The 18439-nt window shown below is 69.3% G+C and carries 23 protein-coding genes; 22 read left to right on the top strand and 1 reads right to left on the bottom strand.

What is annotated here, in order from left to right:
* The first annotated feature begins 18 nt into the window (after window positions 1–18).
* From rpsN to CCR97_RS06700, 16 genes are all read left to right on the top strand, one after another.
* Window positions 19–324 carry a 30S ribosomal protein S14 gene (gene rpsN, locus CCR97_RS06775; RefSeq protein ID WP_111355866.1) on the top strand — a complete coding sequence of 102 codons (306 nt, stop codon included), beginning with the start codon at window positions 19–21 and terminating at the stop codon, window positions 322–324.
* Between the two features lie 13 nt (window positions 325–337).
* Window positions 338–730 carry a 30S ribosomal protein S8 gene (gene rpsH, locus CCR97_RS06770; protein WP_111355864.1) on the top strand — a complete coding sequence of 131 codons (393 nt, stop codon included), beginning with the start codon at window positions 338–340 and terminating at the stop codon, window positions 728–730.
* Window positions 731–741: 11 nt separating this feature from the next.
* Complete coding sequence (gene rplF, locus CCR97_RS06765) at window positions 742–1275, top strand: 50S ribosomal protein L6 (protein ID WP_111355862.1); 534 nt, start codon at window positions 742–744, stop codon at window positions 1273–1275.
* A gap of 11 nt (window positions 1276–1286) precedes the next feature.
* Window positions 1287–1649, top strand: a complete 363-nt coding sequence (gene rplR / locus CCR97_RS06760; protein ID WP_111355861.1) for a 50S ribosomal protein L18 — start codon at window positions 1287–1289, stop codon at window positions 1647–1649.
* A gap of 39 nt (window positions 1650–1688) precedes the next feature.
* A complete protein-coding gene (gene rpsE / locus CCR97_RS06755) occupies window positions 1689–2243 on the top strand; it encodes a 30S ribosomal protein S5 (protein WP_111355859.1) in 555 nt (184 codons plus the stop codon).
* Between the two features lie 17 nt (window positions 2244–2260).
* On the top strand, window positions 2261–2452 hold the full coding sequence (gene rpmD / locus CCR97_RS06750) for a 50S ribosomal protein L30 (RefSeq protein WP_111355858.1): 192 nt from the start codon (window positions 2261–2263) through the stop codon (window positions 2450–2452).
* Window positions 2453–2546: 94 nt separating this feature from the next.
* Window positions 2547–3053, top strand: a complete 507-nt coding sequence (rplO, locus tag CCR97_RS06745; protein WP_111355856.1) for a 50S ribosomal protein L15 — start codon at window positions 2547–2549, stop codon at window positions 3051–3053.
* 62 nt (window positions 3054–3115) lie between these two features.
* Window positions 3116–4447: a preprotein translocase subunit SecY gene (gene secY, locus CCR97_RS06740; protein WP_111355855.1), complete on the top strand. Its 1332-nt coding sequence runs from the start codon at window positions 3116–3118 to the stop codon at window positions 4445–4447.
* A complete protein-coding gene (locus CCR97_RS06735; RefSeq protein WP_111355853.1) occupies window positions 4444–5064 on the top strand; it encodes an adenylate kinase in 621 nt (206 codons plus the stop codon). The genes secY and CCR97_RS06735 overlap by 4 nt, the downstream gene beginning before the upstream one ends.
* Before the next feature lie 245 nt (window positions 5065–5309).
* Window positions 5310–5678 (top strand): 30S ribosomal protein S13, encoded by a 369-nt coding sequence (rpsM, locus tag CCR97_RS06730; RefSeq protein WP_111355851.1) that lies wholly within the window; start codon window positions 5310–5312, stop codon window positions 5676–5678.
* Window positions 5679–5747: 69 nt separating this feature from the next.
* Window positions 5748–6137 carry a 30S ribosomal protein S11 gene (gene rpsK / locus CCR97_RS06725; RefSeq protein ID WP_111355850.1) on the top strand — a complete coding sequence of 130 codons (390 nt, stop codon included), beginning with the start codon at window positions 5748–5750 and terminating at the stop codon, window positions 6135–6137.
* Window positions 6138–6240: 103 nt separating this feature from the next.
* Window positions 6241–7278 carry a DNA-directed RNA polymerase subunit alpha gene (locus CCR97_RS06720; protein WP_111355848.1) on the top strand — a complete coding sequence of 346 codons (1038 nt, stop codon included), beginning with the start codon at window positions 6241–6243 and terminating at the stop codon, window positions 7276–7278.
* Between the two features lie 137 nt (window positions 7279–7415).
* Window positions 7416–7835 (top strand): 50S ribosomal protein L17, encoded by a 420-nt coding sequence (rplQ, locus tag CCR97_RS06715; RefSeq protein WP_111355847.1) that lies wholly within the window; start codon window positions 7416–7418, stop codon window positions 7833–7835.
* 226 nt (window positions 7836–8061) lie between these two features.
* On the top strand, window positions 8062–8910 hold the full coding sequence (locus tag CCR97_RS06710; RefSeq protein WP_111355846.1) for a c-type cytochrome: 849 nt from the start codon (window positions 8062–8064) through the stop codon (window positions 8908–8910).
* 99 nt (window positions 8911–9009) lie between these two features.
* Entirely contained in the window at window positions 9010–10410 is a 1401-nt protein-coding gene (locus CCR97_RS06705) for a Do family serine endopeptidase (protein WP_111355844.1), read from the top strand.
* A 43-nt stretch (window positions 10411–10453) separates the two neighbouring features.
* Entirely contained in the window at window positions 10454–11785 is a 1332-nt protein-coding gene (locus tag CCR97_RS06700; protein WP_111355843.1) for a replication-associated recombination protein A, read from the top strand.
* On the opposite strand, the gene CCR97_RS06695 is transcribed toward CCR97_RS06700, so the two are convergent.
* The gene (locus CCR97_RS06695; protein ID WP_111355841.1) at window positions 11736–12953 is read right to left on the bottom strand and encodes a winged helix-turn-helix domain-containing protein; all 1218 of its coding nucleotides are present in this window, start codon (window positions 12951–12953) and stop codon (window positions 11736–11738) included. The two genes, CCR97_RS06700 and CCR97_RS06695, sit on opposite strands and share 50 nt — an antisense overlap.
* 653 nt (window positions 12954–13606) lie before the next feature.
* On the opposite strand from CCR97_RS06695, the gene CCR97_RS06690 reads away from it, so the two are divergent.
* The 6 genes from CCR97_RS06690 (at window position 13607) to CCR97_RS06665 (ending at window position 18312) form a co-directional block, all read left to right on the top strand.
* A complete protein-coding gene (locus CCR97_RS06690; protein ID WP_338049061.1) occupies window positions 13607–14950 on the top strand; it encodes an RluA family pseudouridine synthase in 1344 nt (447 codons plus the stop codon).
* A gap of 227 nt (window positions 14951–15177) precedes the next feature.
* Window positions 15178–15435: a hypothetical protein gene (locus CCR97_RS06685; RefSeq protein WP_170145762.1), complete on the top strand. Its 258-nt coding sequence runs from the start codon at window positions 15178–15180 to the stop codon at window positions 15433–15435.
* A gap of 147 nt (window positions 15436–15582) precedes the next feature.
* A complete protein-coding gene (locus tag CCR97_RS06680; RefSeq protein ID WP_201159399.1) occupies window positions 15583–16104 on the top strand; it encodes a YeeE/YedE thiosulfate transporter family protein in 522 nt (173 codons plus the stop codon).
* Between the two features lie 33 nt (window positions 16105–16137).
* The gene (locus tag CCR97_RS06675; protein ID WP_111356534.1) at window positions 16138–16758 is read left to right on the top strand and encodes a YeeE/YedE thiosulfate transporter family protein; all 621 of its coding nucleotides are present in this window, start codon (window positions 16138–16140) and stop codon (window positions 16756–16758) included.
* 190 nt (window positions 16759–16948) lie between these two features.
* A complete protein-coding gene (locus CCR97_RS06670) occupies window positions 16949–17920 on the top strand; it encodes a sensor histidine kinase (protein ID WP_170145761.1) in 972 nt (323 codons plus the stop codon).
* Window positions 17917–18312 carry a response regulator gene (locus CCR97_RS06665; RefSeq protein ID WP_244670313.1) on the top strand — a complete coding sequence of 132 codons (396 nt, stop codon included), beginning with the start codon at window positions 17917–17919 and terminating at the stop codon, window positions 18310–18312. The genes CCR97_RS06670 and CCR97_RS06665 overlap by 4 nt, the downstream gene beginning before the upstream one ends.
* Window positions 18313–18439 lie beyond the last annotated feature (127 nt).

Raw genomic sequence — 18439 nt, 5'->3', positions numbered from 1 at the left:
CGGAGTTAGGAGCATCGAATGGCGAAGAAGAGCTCTGTCGAGAAGAACGAGCATCGGCGCAAGCTCGTCGCCCAGCAGGCGGCGAAGCGGGCCCGGCTGAAGGCCGAGGCCAACGACAAGGACAAGCCGATGGAGGAGCGGTTCGCCGCGACCCTGAAGCTCGCCGAGATGCCGCGCAACGGCTCGAAGACCCGCATCCGCAACCGTTGCGAGGTCACGGGGCGTCCGCGCGCCTATTATCGCAAGCTGAAGATGAGCCGCATCGCGCTGCGCGAGCTCGGTTCCAAGGGCCTGATCCCGGGCCTCCTCAAGTCGAGCTGGTGAGGAGGGCGTCGCCATGAACGATCCGATCGGCGATATGATCACCCGCATCCGCAACGCTCAGCTGCGCGCCAAGTCGAAGGTGTCGACTCCCGGCTCGAAGCTGCGCGCCAGCGTGCTCGAGGTCCTCAAGAGCGAGGGCTACATCCGCGACTTCTCGACCACCGAGCACGCCGACGGGCGGACCGAGTTCGAGATCGAGCTGAAGTATTTCGACGGCACCCCGGTGATCCGCGAGATCGCCCGCGTGTCGAAGCCCGGCCGCCGCGTCTACGCCTCCGTCAAGGCGCTGCCGCGGGTCAACAACGGTCTCGGTGTCGCCATCGTGTCGACCCCGAAGGGCGTCATGGCCGACCACGCCGCGCGCGACGCGAACGTGGGCGGCGAGATCCTCTGCACCGTGTTCTAAAGGGAGCCGGAATGTCTCGCATCGGCAAGAAGGCGGTGCCGGTCCCCTCCGGAGTGACCGCCAATATCGAAGGCCAGACCGTCAAGGTGAAGGGCCCCAAGGGTGCCCTCCAGCTCGTGCTTCCCGACGACGTCGTCGTGAAGATGGAGCAGGGCGCCGTGAAGGTCGATCCGCGCAACGAGACCAAGCGGGCGCGCTCCATGTGGGGCACCTCGCGGACCCTCGTGTCGAACATGTTCACGGGCGTGAGCAAGGGCTTCGAGCAGAAGCTCGAGATCGTCGGCGTCGGCTATCGCGCCGCCGTGCAGGGCAAGAACCTGCAGATCGCCCTCGGCTTCAGCCACGACGTCCTGTATCCGATCCCCGAAGGGATCGCGATCGTGACGCCCAAGCCGACCGAGGTCGTGATCAGCGGCATCGACAAGCAGAAGGTCGGGCAGGTCGCGGCCGAGATCCGCGCCTACCGGCCGCCGGAGCCCTACAAGGGCAAGGGCGTCAAGTACGCGGGCGAATACATCTTCCGCAAGGAAGGCAAGAAGAAATAGCGGAGCGCACGATGTCCAGGCTCAATATCAAGACGGCGCGGCGCACCAGCCGCGTCCGCCGGGCCATCAAGGCGGCGGCCGGCGACCGGCTGCGGCTTTCGGTGTTCCGCTCGTCCCAGCACATCTACGCGCAGGTCATCGACGACCTGAAGGGTGTGACCGTGGCCTCCGCCTCGACGCTGGAGAAGGACCTCCGGTCGAGCCTCAAGACCGGGGCCGACAAGGAGGCCGCCAAGGTGATCGGCAAGCTCGTCGCCGAGCGGGCCGTCGCTAAGGGCGTCAAGGACGTGGTCTTCGATCGCGGCGGCTACATCTATCACGGCCGCGTCAAGGCGCTGGCCGACGGCGCCCGCGAGGGCGGGCTGAATTTCTAAGGGCGATGACGGGCGATCGCCCGAGGGAGACGGTTTCACATGGCTCGTGAGCACGGACGCGACCGCGAGGAGCGGGACAGCGAGTTCACCGACAAGCTCGTCCACATCAATCGCGTCGCCAAGGTGGTGAAGGGCGGCCGGCGCTTCGGCTTCGCGGCGCTGGTCGTCGTCGGCGATCAGAAGGGCCGGGTTGGCTTCGGCCACGGCAAGGCCCGCGAGGTTCCGGAGGCGATCCGCAAGGCGACCGACGCGGCCAAGCGTGGCCTCATCCGGGTGCCGCTGCGCGAGGGCCGGACGCTCCACCACGACGTGGCGGGTCGCCACGGCGCCGGCAAGGTGTTCTTGCGCGCCGCGCCTGCGGGCACCGGCATCATCGCGGGCGGCCCGATGCGCGCCGTCTTCGAGACGCTCGGCATGCAGGACGTGGTGGCGAAGTCGCTCGGCTCGTCGAACCCGTACAACATGGTGCGGGCGACCTTCGACGCGCTCAAGCACCAGGACTCGCCGCGCTCCGTCGCCGCCCGGCGCAACATCAAGGTCTCGGCCCTGCAGTCGCGTCGCCGCGAGGGCGCCGACGAGACCGTCACCGATTGACGGCCGGGAGAACCAGCATGGCGAGCGAAACCAAGACCATCAAGGTCGAGCAGACCGGCAGCCCGATCCGCCGCCGGCATGATCAGCGCGAGACGCTGATCGGCCTCGGCCTCAACCGGATCGGCCGGGTGTCCGAGCTGAAGGACACCCCGTCGGTGCGGGGCATGATCAACAAGGTCCACCACCTGGTCCGGGTGGTCGAAGAGTGATTTCGGTCGCGGCCGGGGCAGGTCCCCGGCCGGTCCGGCTGCCCGGCGAGGGCGCCGCAGCACCCGCGCGACCCCGAAGACTTGAGGAATCGTCATGAAGCTCAACGAGATCGCCGACAAGGCCGGGGCCCGCAAGTCGCGCATCCGCGTCGGCCGCGGCATCGGCTCCGGCAAGGGCAAGACCGGCGGCCGCGGTGGCAAGGGCCAGACCGCGCGCACCGGCGTCGCCATCAAGGGGTTCGAGGGCGGCCAGATGCCGTTGCATCGGCGCCTGCCGAAGCGCGGCTTCAACAACATCTTCGCGCTCGACCTGAACGAGGTGAATCTCGGCCGGGTCCAGCTCGCGGTCGACAAGGGCCGGCTCGATGCGGGCGCGGTCGTCGACGTCGCGGCGCTGGTCAAGGCCGGCGTGCTGCGGCGCGCCCGCGACGGCGTCCGGCTGCTCGGCAACGGCGCCGACACGCTGACCGCGAAGCTCCAGTTCGAGGTCTACGGCGCCACCGCCTCGGCGGTCGCCGCGGTCGAGAAGCTCGGCGGCACCGTCAAGGTGCTGGCGCCGCGCCAAGAGGCCGCTGAATCGACGGGCGAACAGGCCGGCTGATCCCCATATAGCGGGACGCGCCGACCGGTCGTACCGGCAAGGGCGGCAACCGGAGCCTCGACATGGTTTCTGCAGCAGAGCAACTCGCGGCGAACATCAACTTCTCGGCCTTCGCCAAGGCCGAGGAGCTCAAGAAGCGTATCTGGTTCACGCTCGGGGCGCTGCTCGTCTACCGGCTCGGCACCTACATCCCGCTGCCCGGCATCGATCCGGGGCAGTGGGAGCAGATCTTCCGCACCCAGGCGGGCGGCATCCTGGGCATGTTCAACATGTTCGCGGGCGGCGGCATCCACCGGATGGCGATCTTCGCGCTGAACATCATGCCGTACATCTCGGCCTCGATCATCGTCCAGCTGCTGACGACGGTCTCGCCGACGCTCGAGAACCTGAAGAAGGAAGGCGAGCAGGGCCGCAAGGTCATCAACCAGTACACCCGCTATCTCACCGTGATCCTGTCGGTCTTCCAGGCCTACGGCATCTCGGTCGGGCTCGAGGGCGCCGGCTCGGTGGTGACCGATCCGGGCTGGTTCTTCCGCATCTCCACGGTGATCACGCTCACCGGCGGCACCATGTTCCTGATGTGGCTCGGCGAGCAGATCACGGCGCGCGGCATCGGCAACGGCATCTCGCTGATCATCATGGCCGGCATCGTCGCCGAGCTGCCCGGCGCGCTCGTCGGCATGTTCGAGCTCGGCCGCCAGGGCGCGATGTCGACCGGCGTGATCCTGCTCATCATGGTCATGTCGGTCGTCGTGATCGGCTTCATCGTGTTCATGGAGCGGGCGCAGCGCCGGCTGCTGATCCAGTATCCGAAGCGCCAGATCGGCAATCGCATGTTCGAGGGGCAGACCTCGCATCTGCCGCTCAAGCTCAACACCTCGGGCGTCATCCCGCCGATCTTCGCCTCGTCGCTGCTCCTGCTGCCGACCACGGTCGCCAACCTGAACGCGGGGCAGGGGCCGGAGTGGCTCAACGTGATCACCACGCAGCTCGGCCACGGCCGTCCGCTGTTCCTGGTGATGTATATCGGGTTGATCGTCTTCTTCGCCTTCTTCTACACGGCGATCGTGTTCAACCCGACCGAGACGGCCGACAATCTCAAGAAGCACGGCGGCTTCATCCCGGGCATCCGCCCCGGCGAGCGCACCGCCGAGTACATCGACCACGTCCTGTCGCGCATCACCGTGGTCGGCGCCGCCTATCTGTCGGTCGTCTGTCTGATCCCGGAGATCCTGATCTCCTACGCCGCGGTGCCGTTCTACTTCGGCGGCACCTCGCTGCTGATCGTCGTCTCGGTCACCATGGACACGGTCGCCCAGATCCAGGGCTATCTTCTGGCCCACCAGTACGAAGGCCTGATCAAGAAATCCAAGCTGAGAGGTCGACGTCGATGAGACTGATTCTTCTCGGACCGCCGGGCGCCGGCAAGGGAACCCAGGCCCAGCACCTGGTCGAGGCATGGAAGATCGTCCAGCTCTCGACCGGCGACATGCTGCGCGCCGCGGTCAAGGCGGGCACCCCGGTCGGCCTCAAGGCCAAGGACATCATGGCGCGCGGCGAGCTGGTGCCGGACGAGGTCGTGGTCGCCATCGTGGCCGACCGGATCGGTGAGCCCGATGCCGTCAACGGCTTCATTCTCGACGGCTTCCCGCGCACCGTGCCGCAGGCCGAGGCGCTGGAGACGATGCTGGCCGAGAAGGGCCTGCAGCTCGACGCCGTGGTCGAGCTGAAGGTCGACGAGAAGGCGCTGCTCGACCGGGTCGAGAAGCGGGTTCGCGAGATGACGGCGCGCGGCGAGCCGCTGCGGGCCGACGACAATGCCGAGGCTCTCAAGACCCGGCTGGAGGCCTACCGGTCCCAGACGGCACCGCTCGCGGCGTACTACGAGGGCAAGGGCAAGCTGCGGACGATCGACGGCATGGCGCCCATCGCGGACGTCAGCAAGGCGATCGACGCAGTGTTGAAGACGGCGGCCGGGGACAGCCGATCCACCCCGGCGGCGGTACGATAAGGCGGGCCGGACGGTCCGGATCCGGCGGCGGCCGGGCCGGTGGCGTCCGGACACGCGCCGGTTGGCGCGCAGTGGTTGACGGGTTCCGCAGGAATCCTTACATACTGCGTTCCCAGTCGGAAGAACTCATGGACGGCGCCGCGCCCCGGAGGTCGGGGAATGGCGTCGTTTTCGCGCTTATCGGCGGCGCGTGACCGAATCGGAACAGACCGGCCGGTGAGCCGGGGGAAGAAGGAGCTGCGGCCTTGGCCCGTATCGCTGGCGTCAATATTCCGACCAACAAGCGCGTGCTGATTGGTCTGCAGTACATCCACGGGATCGGGCCGGCGAAGGCCCAGGAGATCATCGAGAAGGTCGGGATCCCGGTCGAGCGCCGGGTGTCGCAGCTGACCGACAACGAGGTCCTGCAGATTCGCGAGGTGATCGACCGCGACTACCTCGTCGAGGGCGATCTGCGGCGCGAAGTCTCCATGAACATCAAGCGGCTGATGGATCTCGGCTGCTATCGCGGCCTGCGCCATCGGCGCGGCCTGCCGGTGCGCGGCCAGCGCACCCACACCAATGCGCGGACCCGCAAGGGCCCGGCGAAGCCGATCGCCGGCAAGAAGAAGTAAGCGAGACCGCAGGTCTTCAGGGATACTTGACGGGCCGGGCGTCGAGGCCGGGCCGCAGAAGGATCGACAATGGGAAAAGAAGCCACGCGCGTCCGCCGTCGCGAGCGCAAGAACATCGCCTCGGGCGTCGCGCATGTGAACGCCTCGTTCAACAACACGATGATCACGATCACGGACGCCCAGGGCAACGCGATCGCGTGGTCGTCGGCCGGCACGATGGGCTTCAAGGGCTCGCGCAAGTCGACCCCGTACGCGGCCCAGATCGCCGCCGAGGACTGCGCCCGCAAGGCCCAGGAGCACGGCATGCGCACCCTCGAGGTCGAGGTCGCCGGTCCCGGCTCGGGCCGTGAGTCGGCGCTGCGCGCGCTGCAGTCGGCGGGCTTCACGATCACCTCGATCCGCGACGTGACGCCGATCCCGCACAACGGCTGCCGCCCGCGCAAGCGGCGTCGCGTCTGACGTCTTTTCATCGCTCCGGCGGGCCGACGCGGTCCGCCGCCGCCATTTTCGTCCCGCGGGCGGAGCGGGACGCGCGGCGTGAATGCCCCCGCGCCACCTACCGATGGGTGATGACGTGACAATTCAGAAGAACTGGCAAGAGCTGATCCGGCCGAACAAGCTGCAGGTCACCCCGGGCGCCGATCCCAAGCGCCTCGCGACCGTCGTCGCCGAGCCGCTCGAGCGTGGTTTCGGCCTCACCCTCGGCAACGCGCTGCGCCGCATCCTGCTGTCCTCGCTGCAGGGCGCGAGCGTGCAGTCCGTGCACATCGACGGCGTTCTGCACGAGTTCTCCTCGATCGCCGGCGTGCGCGAGGACGTCACCGACATCGTGCTGAACATCAAGGACATCGCCATCAAGATGCAGGGCGAAGGCCCGAAGCGCATGGTGGTGAAGAAGCAGGGCCCGTCGGTCGTCACGGCCGGCGACATCCAGACCGTCGGCGACGTGGTGATCCTGAACCCCGAGCTGATCCTGTGCCATCTCGACGAGGGCGCCGAGATCCGCATGGAGTTCACGGTCAACACCGGCAAGGGCTATGTCCCGGCCGAGCGCAACCGGCCCGAGGACGCGCCGATCGGCCTGATCCCGGTCGACAGCCTCTACTCGCCGGTCAAGAAGGTCTCCTACAAGGTCGAGAACACCCGCGAGGGCCAGATCCTCGACTACGACAAGCTCACCCTGTCGATCGAGACCAACGGCGCGGTGACGCCCGAGGACGCGCTCGCCTATGCGGCCCGCATCCTGCAGGACCAGCTCAACGTCTTCGTCAACTTCGAGGAGCCGAAGCGGGCCGAGCAGCCGATGCTGCTGGCCGACGATCTCGGCGGCATCCCGCCGGCCTTCCTCAAGAAGGTCGACGAGCTCGAGCTGTCGGTGCGTTCGGCCAACTGCCTGAAGAACGACAACATCGTCTATATCGGCGACCTCGTTCAGAAGACCGAGGCGGAGATGCTCCGCACGCCGAACTTCGGGCGCAAGTCGCTCAACGAGATCAAGGAGGTGCTGGCGCAGATGGGCCTGCATCTCGGCATGGAAGTGCCCGGCTGGCCGCCCGAGAACATCGAGGAGCTCGCCAAGCGCTTCGAGGACCACTACTGACAACCGCCCGTCATGGCCGGGCTCGTCCCGGCCATCCACGTTCTTCCGTCGACGTCGAGACTCGTTCGAGGCCAAGACGTGGATGCCCGGCACAAGGCCGGGCATGACGACCGAGAGACCGAGAGAAGGAAAAGGCCATGCGCCACGGCTCCGCCCACCGGAAGCTCAACCGCACCTCCGAGCATCGGCGCGCCATGTTCGCCAACATGGCGGCGGCGCTGATCAAGCACGAGCAGATCGTCACCACGCTGCCGAAGGCGAAGGACCTGCGTCCGATCGTCGAGAAGCTGGTCACGCTCGGCAAGCGCGGCGACCTGCACGCGCGCCGCCAGGCGGTCGCCGAACTGCGCGACATCGCCATGGTGAAGAAGCTCTTCGAGGTGATCGGCCCGCGCTACAAGGACCGCCAGGGCGGCTACACCCGCGTCCTCAAGGCCGGCTTCCGCTACGGCGACTCTGCCCCGGTCGGGGTCATCGAGTTCGTCGACCGCGACGTCACGGCCAAGGGCAAGGACTCCGGCCCGACCGCCGAGGTCGGCGAGGCCGAGGCGGCCTGATCATTTCGGACGGGCGCGCGTCGTCGCGCCTCTCGTCTCGACGAAACGAACGCGCCCAGACCTCGTCCGCGGCGCGTTTTTTCGTGCCTGCGCGGCTTTTCCCGCGCCACACCGTCGCCGGCCCGCACGGCTGGAGCGGAAAGGCATTTACGAACGAAGCTCGATCGCCGAACCTCTCGGTCATAAGCCGCACAAATGAATCATTGCGGCACAGGGGAGATCAGCGATGCTCGGACGACAGACGGTGCTTGCCGTCGCCGTGTTGGTGGCTGGGACCTCCGGGGCGGCGACGCAGGGCGCGGTCGAGCGCGGCGCCTACCTCGTCAACACCGTGATGACCTGCCACAACTGCCACACACCGATCGGGCCGAACGGCCCCGACTTGGCGCGGGCCTTCTCGGGCGGCACGCCGGTCTTCGACACGCCGGCGTTCAGGGTGCGCGGCTCCAACATCACCCCGGACAAGCAGAACGGCATCGGCACCTGGAGCGAAGCCGACATCGAGAAGGCGTTGCGCGACGGTGTCCGGCCGAACGGCGTCCCGCTCGCCCCGCCGATGCCGACCGGCTTCTACGGCGTGCTGACGTCGGCCGACGGCAAGGCGATCGCCGTCTATCTCAAGAGCCTGAAGGCGTCGCCCAACAAGGTCGAGGCCCCCGTCTACAATTCGCATTTCGAGCGCGAGCTCTTCCCGGGCGCCGACAAGCCGGCCGACCCGGCCGCGCTGCAGGCCGACAAGGTGAAGCTCGGCGAGTACCTCGTCACCATCGCCCATTGCATGGAGTGTCACACGCCGCGGATCGACGGGAAGCTCGACTTCTCCGCGGTCGGCGCCGGCCGGCAGGAGTTCGCCGGACCGTGGGGCACGTCGATCGCCCGCAACATCACGTCGCACCCGCAGAAGGGGCTCAAAGCCTGGACCGACGACGAGATCAAGCGGGCCATCACCCAAGGCGTGTCGCGCGACGGCTCCAAGCTCAAGCCGCCGATGGGCTACGGCTTCTACGCCCGGATGACGGCGGGCGACCTCGATGCGGTGGTCGCCTATCTGCGCACCCTGCCGCCGCGGGAGTGAGGGCGGGGCGAGCGGCGCCCCGGACTTGGTCGTCGCGGCCCTTCATTTGAGCGGTTCGAGGCTCTATGGTTCGCGGGATTTCGACTTGGGAGTCGCACCATGACGTCCATCCTGCGTTCGGGTCTCGGTTCGCTCGCCGTGGTTCTCGCCGTGCTGGCGGCCGGGCCGGCGGCGGCCGAGGAGGGCCGCGTCCCGACCTCGGTGCAGGAGATGAAGCTCTCCTTCGCCTCGGTGGTGAAGCGGGTCGCGCCGGCGGTCGTCAACGTCTATGCGGCGCGCGTGGTGGAGAACCGCCACCCGCTGATGGACGACCCGGTGTTCCGCCGCTTCTTCGGCGGCCGCCCCCAGGAGCAGGTGCAGCGCTCGCTCGGCTCCGGCGTGATCGTCGATCCGAGCGGTCTCGTGATGACCAACAATCACGTCATCGAGAACATGGACCAGGTGAAGGTCTCGCTCGCCGACAAGCGCGAGTTCGAGGCCGAGATCGTGCTCAAGGACGCCCGCTCCGATCTCGCGGTGCTGCGCCTGAAGGAGGTCTCCGAGAAATTCCCGGCGATCCCGTTCGGCGACTCCGACGCGCTCGCGGTCGGTGACCTGGTGCTCGCCATCGGCAATCCGTTCGGCGTCGGCCAGACCGTGACGCACGGTATCGTCTCGGCGGTCGCCCGTACCCAGGTCGGCATCACCGACTATCAGTTCTTCATCCAGACCGACGCCGCCATCAATCCCGGTAACTCGGGCGGCGCGCTCGTCGATCTGTCCGGCAAGCTGATCGGCATCAACACGGCGATCTTCTCGCGCTCCGGCGGCTCGCAGGGCATCGGCTTCGCGATTCCCGCCAACATGGTGCGGGTGGTGCTCGCCTCCGCGCAGGGCGGGTCGAGCGTGGTGCGCCGGCCGTGGCTCGGCGCCAAGCTGCAGGCCGTGACGGCGGAGATCTCCGAGGCCTTCGGGCTCAAGCGACCGTCCGGCGCGCTGGTCGGCACGGTCGTCGCCAAGAGCCCGGCGGAGCGCGCCGGCTTGCGAACCGGTGATCTGATCGTCGCCATCGACGGCACCGAGGTCGACGACCCGAACGCCTTCGACTACCGCTTCGCCATGAAGGCCACGGGCGGCCAGGCCCAGGTCGGCGTCCTGCGCAGCGGCCGCGAGATCCGCGTCGCGATCCCGCTCGAGACCGTGCCGGACGGGCCGCGCGACGCCCGCCCGATCCGGTCGCGCTCGCCCTTCCAGGGCATCACGGCGGCCAACCTGTCGCCGGCGCTCGCCGAGGAGCTGCGGCTCGACGTCACCCTGCAGGGCTGCGCCGTCGTCGAGGTGCAGGAGAACTCGACGGCCCGCGGCCTCGGCTTCCGCAAGGGCGACGTGGTGATCGCCATCAACGGCGAGAAGATCGTCACGAGCCGCGATCTCGAACGCGTCGCCGGCCAGCAGAACCGCCTCTGGCGCATCACCATCCTGCGCGAGGGCAAGTCGCTCTCGGTGGTGTTCGGCGGGTAGAGATCGACGACGACCGACCCCGACGGCCGGTCGAGAAGGACGCATGGCCACTCGCGCCAAGAAGCCCGACTCCCCCTCGCTGTTCGCGGCCGCCGGCCTCGATCACGACGCGCCGCGTCCGCTCGCCGACAAGCTGCGGCCGCAATCGCTCGCCGAGGTCGTCGGGCAGGATCATCTGCTCGGGCCGGACGGCGCGCTGACCCGGATGATCGAGACGCGCTCGCTCGGCTCGCTGGTGTTCTGGGGCCCGCCCGGCACCGGCAAGACCACGGTGGCGCGGCTGCTGGCGCACGCGACCGACCTCGAGTTCGTCCAGATCTCCGCCGTGTTCTCCGGCGTCGCCGATCTGAAGAAGGTCTTCGACGCCGCCCGCGAGCGGCGCGAGACGGGGCAGGGGACGCTGCTGTTTGTCGACGAGGTGCATCGCTTCAATCGCGCCCAGCAGGACTCCTTCCTGCCCGTGATGGAGGACGGCACCGTCGTGCTGGTCGGCGCGACCACCGAAAATCCGAGCTTCGAGCTCAACGCCGCTCTCTTGTCGCGCGCCCGCGTGCTGGTGTTCCGCTCGCTCGATCCGGCCGCAGTTGAAAAGCTCCTGGCGCGGGCCGAGGCGGTCGAGGGCAAGCCGCTGCCGCTCGACGCCGATGCGCGGGCCGCGCTGATCCGCATGGCCGACGGCGACGGCCGCGCCTCGCTGACGCTCGCCGAGGAGGTCTGGCGCGCCGCCCGGAAGGACGAGGTGTTCGACCTCGCGACGCTGAAGGAGATCGTCCAGCGCCGCGCGCCGATCTACGACAAGAGCCAGGACGGCCACTACAACCTGATCTCGGCCCTGCACAAGTCGGTGCGCGGCTCCGATCCCGACGCGGCGCTCTACTGGTTCTGCCGCATGGTCGACGCCGGCGAGGACCCGCTGTTTCTCGCCCGCCGCATCGTCCGCATGGCGGTCGAGGACATCGGCCTCGCCGACCCGCAGGCGCTGGTCGTCGCCAACGCGGCGAAGGACGCCTACGACTTCCTCGGCAGCCCGGAGGGCGAGCTCGCCATCGCCAACGCCGTGATCTACGTCGCCACCGCGCCGAAGTCGAACGCCGCCTACAAGGCCTACGGGGCCGCGATGCGGGCCGCCAAGCAGGGCGGCTCGCTGCTGCCGCCCAAGCACATCCTCAACGCGCCCACCAAGTTGATGCAGCAGGAGGGCTACTCCGCGGGCTACGCATACGACCACGACGCCCCGGACGCCTTCTCGGGCCAGGACTACTTCCCCGAGGCGATGGGACGCCAGGAGTTCTATCGTCCGGTCGAGCGCGGCTTCGAGCGCGAGATCAGGAAACGTCTGGAGTGGTGGGCGAAGCTGCGTCGGGAGCGGGGCTGAGAATCGGCTCCTCGCGGGCGAGCTGGAAGCGCTCGAAGCGATGCAGCTCCTCCTCGACGCGCCGCTTGTGCGCCCGCGCGGCGCCGCGGCCGACCCAGGTCCATTGCTGCACCAGGAGCTTGCCGGCGGAGCGGTCGGTCTTGAGGTCGATCGCCGCGACCACCTCGTCGTCGACCAGGACCGGCAGGGCGAAGTAGCCGAGCACGCGCTTGTCCTTCGGCACATAGGCCTCGAACCGGTGCTCGTAGCCGAAGAAGAGCTTCAGCCGCTTGCGCTGGATGACCAGCGGATCGAACGGCGACAGCAGATGCACGGTCGGCTCGGCGCCGTCCGTCGCGGCGTCGAGCGTGTCAGGACGAGCCCAGTGCTCGACCTTCTCGGCGCCGGCGAGGACCACCGGCACCAGCTCCTTCTTGCGCAGACGCGTCTCGATCAGGCTCCGCACCACTGGCTTGCTGGCGGCGTCGAGGTGGCAGATCGAATCGAGGCTCACGAGCGCTTGCGTGCGCAGCGCGCGGTCGAGCCGGTAGGCGATCGTCTCGCGCTCCGACGCCGGTCGCGGCAGCCGCTCGAAACCGAAGTGCCGCTCCATCAGGTCGTAGGTCTTCAGCATCCCGGTCCGCGCCGAGATCGTCACCTGACCGGAAAAGAAGGCGGTCTGCAGCGCGCGCTTTGACGGCTTGCGGCTCGCCCATGGATGGACCTTGTCGACCAGCACGTCGTCGTCGATGTCGCGCATGGTCAGCGGCCCCTCGGCACGCAGGCGCGCGAGCATCGTTCTGATCTCCTGCGGGCTCGCGGGGCCGAACCAGCCGCCCGGCGCGGCGCGATGGCGTTTCATTGCCGCCGTGAAGAACCGCATGTCGCGGGTCGGCACGTAGGAGAGGGCGTGCGTCCAGTATTCGAACACGTTCTTGTCGACGCTCTGGGCCTGCTGCAGGTGGCTGCGCCGATAGGCCGGGATGCGAGTGTAGAGGATGTGATGGTGGCAGCGCTCGATCACGTGGATCGTGTCGATCTGCACGTAGCCGAGATGCTCGACGGCGAGGCGGGTCGCCACGGCGTCGTCGCCGAAGGGGGCGCGGCGATCGAGACGCTGGGCGGCGAGCCAGAGGCGTCGCGCCCGGCGGATGTCGAGGGGCGTGGCCAGGGGGGTACGGGCAGGCATCGCCCCGAGTCCTAGCCCATGCGGGGCGGCGACACGAGAGGGGGCGGTCGGGCCCCCGCGGCGCCCGGCGGCCGGAGCGCCGGACAGCCCGACCATTCCGGTGCTTGCTCAACGCGTCGAAATTCGCGACACCAGCGTTCAACAGGCACGGCACCGTCGCCTCGGCTGTCGGCATCGGTCCGGCTCGAGCGGTCGCGTACGGTCATCCGGGGGACGCGCTCGCGCCCCCGCATTCATCCGATCCGAGGTAGGACATGGCACGAGGAAGCGGTGGACCGCGGCAGCCCGGCGGCGGACGGCGGATCTCTGGACCGCGTGATCACGACCGCGCCGGCGGGCCGGGACGGGGAGAGCCGGGGCGTGGCCGCGCCGGAGGCCCGGGGAAGGGCCCCGGCAAGTTCGGCGGCGGCAAGTTCTCGGGCCGGCCGGGTGACGCAGGGCGGCCGGGCGACAAACCGAAGGGCACCCGCGGGGCGAGCCGGCCGGGCGGGACGGGATTCGGCGGCAAGCGGGCCACCGGCGAGGGCGGCCGCGGGCCGCGCCGGGATCGCGACGAGGGGCGGGAGAAGGCCGGCTACGGCCAGTTCCGCCGCGACGACCGTCCGCTCACCGGCCGCAACAAGAAGGAGCGTGCCGCGCCCGACCGGCGCTTCATCAAGACCGGCAAGCGCCGGGAGGCGGAGCCGGAGGCGCCGGCGTTCGACGAGGGTTTCGACGAGCGTCGCGAGGAGGGTCGGTTCGCCGAGCGTCGTTTCGACGACGCGCGGTCTCCCGGCGAGCGGCCGCGCGGCGGCCGGGCCCGTCCGGAGCGTCGCGACGATCGCGAGGGCCCGCAACGCCCGGCTCGCGCGCGCCCTCCGGCGGCGGCGCGCGACGCGGCTCCGCGCCCCCGGCGCGAGCGTGACACCGACGCGCGCGAGAGGTTCGAGCGCGACACCGTCGATCGCGACGAGGCGTCCGACGCCGCGCCCGAGACCGAGGTCGAGTCGAGCGCTCCGCCTCCGACGGCCGTGCAGACCCTGGTTGTCACGGCCGACGAATCCGGCATGCGGGTCGACCGCTTCTTCGAGGCGCATTTCCCGGGGCTGTCGTTCAGTCACATCCAGCGCATCGTCCGCAAAGGCCAGGTGCGGGTGAACGGCAAGCGCGTCGACACCAAGGACCGTCTGGAGGAGGGCCAGTCGGTGCGCGTGCCGCCGCTGCGGCTCGACGCCCCGAAGACCTCCGGCGCGTCGTCCGAGGCCGACGAGAAGACCCGCGCCTTCCTGAAGTCGATCACGCTCTACGAGGACGCCGACGTTCTCGTGCTCAACAAGCCGATGGGGCTCGCCGTGCAGGGCGGCTCCGGCACGACGCGCCATGTCGACGGCATGCTGGAGGTGCTGCGCGATCAGCGCGGCCAGCGGCCGCGCCTCGTCCACCGGCTCGACAAGGACACGGCCGGCTGCCTGCTGATCGCCAAGACGCGCTTCGCCGCCTCGACGCTCGCCGGCAGCTTCCGCTCGCGCTCGGCCCGGAAAGTCTACTGGGCGCTCGCCGCCGGCGTGCCGAAGCCGCGCCAGGGCCGCATCTCGACCTTCCTGATCAAGGAGGAGCGCGAGGACGAGAGCGTGATGCGTATCGCCAAGCACGGCGAGGAGGGGGCGAGCCACGCCGTCACCTACTACGCCGTGGTGGAGACGGCGGCGCAGCGACTCGCATGGCTGTCGCTCAAGCCGGTGACCGGGCGCACGCATCAGCTCCGTGCTCATCTGGCGCATATCGGCCATCCGATCGTCGGCGATCCGAAATACTTCTCGATCGAGAACTGGGAGCTGCCGGGCGGCATCCAGAATCGCCTGCATCTGATGGCGCGGCGTCTGGTGATTCCGCATCCGCGCCAGGGCGTCATCGACGTCACGGCGCCGCTGCCGCCCCACATGGTGCAGTCGTTCAATCTGCTCGGCTTCGACGCGACCCGCTACGATCCGATCGAGGACGCGCCCGACGAGGACTGACGAGCTCGGCCGCGGCGGAGCGCGTCACGTCACGTCACGTCGCGGCGCGTTCGCTGCTTCGCACCATCAGGGCTCTTGATGGAAGATCACCCAATAACGTTGCGTGGTCTTACGAATCGCAGTCGAACGGACTATTCACGCTCTAACGAATGGTTAACGTGATCCTGCCGGTTCTCGGGTGTGTCGTGACGATGTGAGGCGTTCCCCGGCGCCGGCTTCCGTAGACAATGCAGAACGACGTGAACGTGCGCGCGCTCCTCGTGCGCACGGGAGGCATTTCCATGCTCGGCTCCCGACTGGATACGACAAGCCCGGATGCCGACGACGGCGCCATGGTCGCGCGGGTGACGCTCGCGGTCGGGCGGCTGCGGGTGTCGACGGAGACGCGAGCCCCCGACGCGGTCGCGCCCCAACTGCCTCTCGGTCGGTCGCCGAGCGCCGATCTCGATCCCGATCTGGGCGTCAGGCTTCCGCGGTTCCCCTGAGGTTCGCTGCGGCGCCCGCCGGGGTCTTCGCGCACGCCGCCGCCGGGTCGACAGCCTTCATAACGGCGCCCTTGATTTCATAATTGCGAATATGAGAAAGTGTCCGGGACGGCGCAGCCGGTGCGCCGCACTCCCGGAGCATTTCGCATGATCGCGCTCACCGACCGTGCCTGGTCGCCCTATGTCGCCGGGGCCCTCATCGGCCTCCTGCAGATCCCGGCCTTCCTGCTGATCGACACCGCGCTCGGCGCTTCGTCGTCCTTCGTCACGATCGGCGGCACCCTCGCCGGGCTCGTTGATCCGTCGATCCTGAAGATCGACTATGTGGCCAAGCACGTCGCCGCGACCGCCAAGAACTGGTGGCAGGTGGCGCTCGTCGTGGGCGTCGCGATCGGCGCCTTCCTGTCGGCGTTTCTCTCCGGCTCCCTGCGCCGCGGCGTGTCGCCGATCTGGACGCGGGCGCTCGGCACCCCGTCGCGTCCGGTGCGCTGCGCGGTCGCCTTCGTGGCGGGCTTCCTGATGCTGTTCGGAGCGCGCCTCGCCGACGGCTGCACGTCGGGCCACGGGCTCTCCGGAGTCGCCCAGCTCGCCGTCGGCTCGACCGTCGCGGTCGCCGCCATGTTCGTCGGCGGCATCGCCACCGCGATGCTGCTGCTGCGCCGCATCTGATCCGTCCGGACGATCCGAGAGGAGGAGAGTTCCATGTCGCTGTTCGTCGCCGTGCCGGTCGGTCTCGCCATGGGCGTGGTGTTCGGCTTCCTGCTGGAGAAGGGGCGCGTCTTCGAGCCCGGCATCATCGTCGGGCAGATGCAGATGCGCAGCTTCGTCATGCTCAAGATGTTCCTCACCGCGGTCGCGACCGGCGCCGTGGTGCTCGCCGTCCTGCACGGGCTCGGCATCGTCAAGCTGCAGCCCAAGGCGGCCCTCTACGCCGCCGACGTGGTCGGCGGCCTGATCCTCGGCATCGGCATCGCGCTCGCCGGCGCCTGCCCGGGAACGACGCTCGCCCAGATCGGCGCCGGCTATCGCGACGCGATCTTCACGCTCGTCGGCGGTCTCGCCGGGGCCGTGACCTTCTCGTATGCCGAGCCGTGGCTCAAGACGACGTTCCTCGGTCAGGGGCAGGGCAAGATCACCTTCGCGGACCTGCTCGGCGTCCCGTACTGGAGCGGCGCGCTGGCGCTGGCTGCCGCGCTGGTCGCGGTGCTGATCGGGCTCGAGCTGTGGCGGCCGTGGCGCGCCGAGATCGGTCGCAACGCCGACGGCGACCTCGACGCGCCGGCCGAGCGGTCCTCCGGCCCCCGGATCGTCCCCGCCGAATAGGATTAAGCCGGCGGCTAAGGGGTGGCCCGGAGATGGAACCATTTCCGGGCTGGCGCGTTGTCGGCGCGGCCATGGTCCTGCCAGGATCGCGCCCCGTGAAGGACACCGAATGGATGCCGCTGTGAGCATGCCCGCCGTAGGCGGTCGAGGATCCCCGGTCGCATCCGGAAAGCTCAGCTCCTGGAAGGAGATGCTCGACGCGCTCCCGGTCGCGGCCTATCTCTGCGACGGCGCCGGCGCGATCGTCCACTGCAACCGCCGGGCGGCCGAGATGTGGGGCCGCTCTCCGGTGGTGACCGACGACTCCCCGGCCGCTTGGCCGCCACGCGCGGTGCGGGACACCGACCCGGCCCATCACCACCTCGGCCTCGCCGACACCCCGGTCGGCCAGTTCATGCGCACCGGCCAGCCGGTGCGGGACCGCGAGATCGTGCTGGAGCGCTCCGACGGCGGGCGGGCCATCGTGCTCGCCAATGTCGAGCCGATCACCGAGGACGGCACTCTGGTCGGGGCCGTCGGCTGCTTCCAGGATATCACCGAGCGCAAGCGCGCCGACCATCAGCAACGCGCGCTTCTCAACGAGCTCAATCACCGGGTCAAGAACGCGCTGGCGACGGTGCAGTCCTTCGCCGATCACACGATCCGCAAATGCGGCCTGCCGCGCGAGGCGCAGGACGATTTCGAGGGCCGTCTCGTCGCGCTGAGCCGGGCGCACGACCAGCTCACCCGCGGCCGGTGGGAGCCGATCGATCTCGGCACCATCGTCGAGAGCGCCGTCGGGCCGAACTGCGGCGGTCGCCCGGACCGGCTGCGCGCCGCCGGCGACACCATCCGGCTGGGCGCCCAGGCGGCCCTCACCCTCTCGCTGGTGTTCCACGAGCTCGCCGCCAACGCCGCCCGGCACGGCGCGCTGTCGGTCGCGGCCGGCCACGTCACGGTCGCCTGGAGCGTCGAGGACCGCGGCGAGGTGCCGACCGTCCGGATCGTCTGGGAGGAGCGCGGCGGCCCGCCCGTGCAGAAGCCTCCCGCCCAGGCCGGCTTCGGCTCGCGGCTCGTCCGCGAGGGCCTCGCGCGCCAGTTGCACGGCACCACCGTGCTTGACTGGGATCCCTCCGGGCTGCGATGTACGATGGATATTCCATTGTCGTCGACGCCGGGATGATGTCGGACGAAAACGAAGACCCGTCCTATCCGAGCTTCGGTCGTCTGAACGTCCTCATCGTCGAGGACGAGGCCATCATCTCGTTCCTCATCGAGGACGTCCTGCGCGAGCTCGGCTGCAAGGTCGTGCGCAACGTCGCCTGCATCGAGGACGCCTTCGCGGCGCTCGACGAGGAGGCCCCCGACGTCGCCGTGCTCGACGTCAATCTCGACGGGGTCGAGGTCTATCCGGTCGCCGAGCGGCTGCGGGCCCGCGGCATCCCCTTCGTCTTCACCACCGGCTACGGGGTCGACGGGCTGGCGCCCGACTGGGCCGACCGGCCGGTCGTCCAGAAGCCGTTCCGCTCCGAAAGCCTCGCCCGGGCGCTCGAAGCCGTTCTCGCGGAAGCGTGACCGGGCCGCGCCGGCAGGCCGCCCGGAGACCCTGGCCGCGCCGCGGTCGCGGACCCAATATCGCCCGGGTAGTCGTTGTGGCGTCCGCCCGAAGGTCTAAGATCGGCCCGAGCTTCGCGCCGCCCCG

The organism is Rhodoplanes elegans, assembly GCF_016653355.1.
Taxonomy (GTDB): Bacteria; Pseudomonadota; Alphaproteobacteria; order Rhizobiales; family Xanthobacteraceae; genus Rhodoplanes; species Rhodoplanes elegans.
The sequence above is the reverse complement of the archived record's forward strand: the minus strand, read 5'-3'. Positions and strand labels throughout refer to the sequence as shown.

What these genes read in the sequence shown, in the direction of transcription:
- rpsN (WP_111355866.1), top strand. Translation starts at nt 19, where the DNA reads ATGGCGAAGAAGAGCTCTGTCGAGAAGAACGAGCATCGGCGCAAGCTC.
- rpsH (WP_111355864.1), top strand. Translation starts at nt 338, where the DNA reads ATGAACGATCCGATCGGCGATATGATCACCCGCATCCGCAACGCTCAG.
- rplF (WP_111355862.1), top strand. Translation starts at nt 742, where the DNA reads ATGTCTCGCATCGGCAAGAAGGCGGTGCCGGTCCCCTCCGGAGTGACC.
- rplR (WP_111355861.1), top strand. Translation starts at nt 1,287, where the DNA reads ATGTCCAGGCTCAATATCAAGACGGCGCGGCGCACCAGCCGCGTCCGC.
- rpsE (WP_111355859.1), top strand. Translation starts at nt 1,689, where the DNA reads ATGGCTCGTGAGCACGGACGCGACCGCGAGGAGCGGGACAGCGAGTTC.
- rpmD (WP_111355858.1), top strand. Translation starts at nt 2,261, where the DNA reads ATGGCGAGCGAAACCAAGACCATCAAGGTCGAGCAGACCGGCAGCCCG.
- rplO (WP_111355856.1), top strand. Translation starts at nt 2,547, where the DNA reads ATGAAGCTCAACGAGATCGCCGACAAGGCCGGGGCCCGCAAGTCGCGC.
- secY (WP_111355855.1), top strand. Translation starts at nt 3,116, where the DNA reads ATGGTTTCTGCAGCAGAGCAACTCGCGGCGAACATCAACTTCTCGGCC.
- CCR97_RS06735 (WP_111355853.1), top strand. Translation starts at nt 4,444, where the DNA reads ATGAGACTGATTCTTCTCGGACCGCCGGGCGCCGGCAAGGGAACCCAG.
- rpsK (WP_111355850.1), top strand. Translation starts at nt 5,748, where the DNA reads ATGGGAAAAGAAGCCACGCGCGTCCGCCGTCGCGAGCGCAAGAACATC.
- CCR97_RS06720 (WP_111355848.1), top strand. Translation starts at nt 6,241, where the DNA reads ATGGGTGATGACGTGACAATTCAGAAGAACTGGCAAGAGCTGATCCGG.
- rplQ (WP_111355847.1), top strand. Translation starts at nt 7,416, where the DNA reads ATGCGCCACGGCTCCGCCCACCGGAAGCTCAACCGCACCTCCGAGCAT.
- CCR97_RS06710 (WP_111355846.1), top strand. Translation starts at nt 8,062, where the DNA reads ATGCTCGGACGACAGACGGTGCTTGCCGTCGCCGTGTTGGTGGCTGGG.
- CCR97_RS06705 (WP_111355844.1), top strand. Translation starts at nt 9,010, where the DNA reads ATGACGTCCATCCTGCGTTCGGGTCTCGGTTCGCTCGCCGTGGTTCTC.
- CCR97_RS06700 (WP_111355843.1), top strand. Translation starts at nt 10,454, where the DNA reads ATGGCCACTCGCGCCAAGAAGCCCGACTCCCCCTCGCTGTTCGCGGCC.
- CCR97_RS06695 (WP_111355841.1), bottom strand. Translation starts at nt 12,953, where the DNA reads ATGCCTGCCCGTACCCCCCTGGCCACGCCCCTCGACATCCGCCGGGCG.
- CCR97_RS06685 (WP_170145762.1), top strand. Translation starts at nt 15,178, where the DNA reads ATGCAGAACGACGTGAACGTGCGCGCGCTCCTCGTGCGCACGGGAGGC.
- CCR97_RS06680 (WP_201159399.1), top strand. Translation starts at nt 15,583, where the DNA reads ATGATCGCGCTCACCGACCGTGCCTGGTCGCCCTATGTCGCCGGGGCC.
- CCR97_RS06675 (WP_111356534.1), top strand. Translation starts at nt 16,138, where the DNA reads ATGTCGCTGTTCGTCGCCGTGCCGGTCGGTCTCGCCATGGGCGTGGTG.
- CCR97_RS06670 (WP_170145761.1), top strand. Translation starts at nt 16,949, where the DNA reads ATGCTCGACGCGCTCCCGGTCGCGGCCTATCTCTGCGACGGCGCCGGC.
- CCR97_RS06665 (WP_244670313.1), top strand. Translation starts at nt 17,917, where the DNA reads ATGATGTCGGACGAAAACGAAGACCCGTCCTATCCGAGCTTCGGTCGT.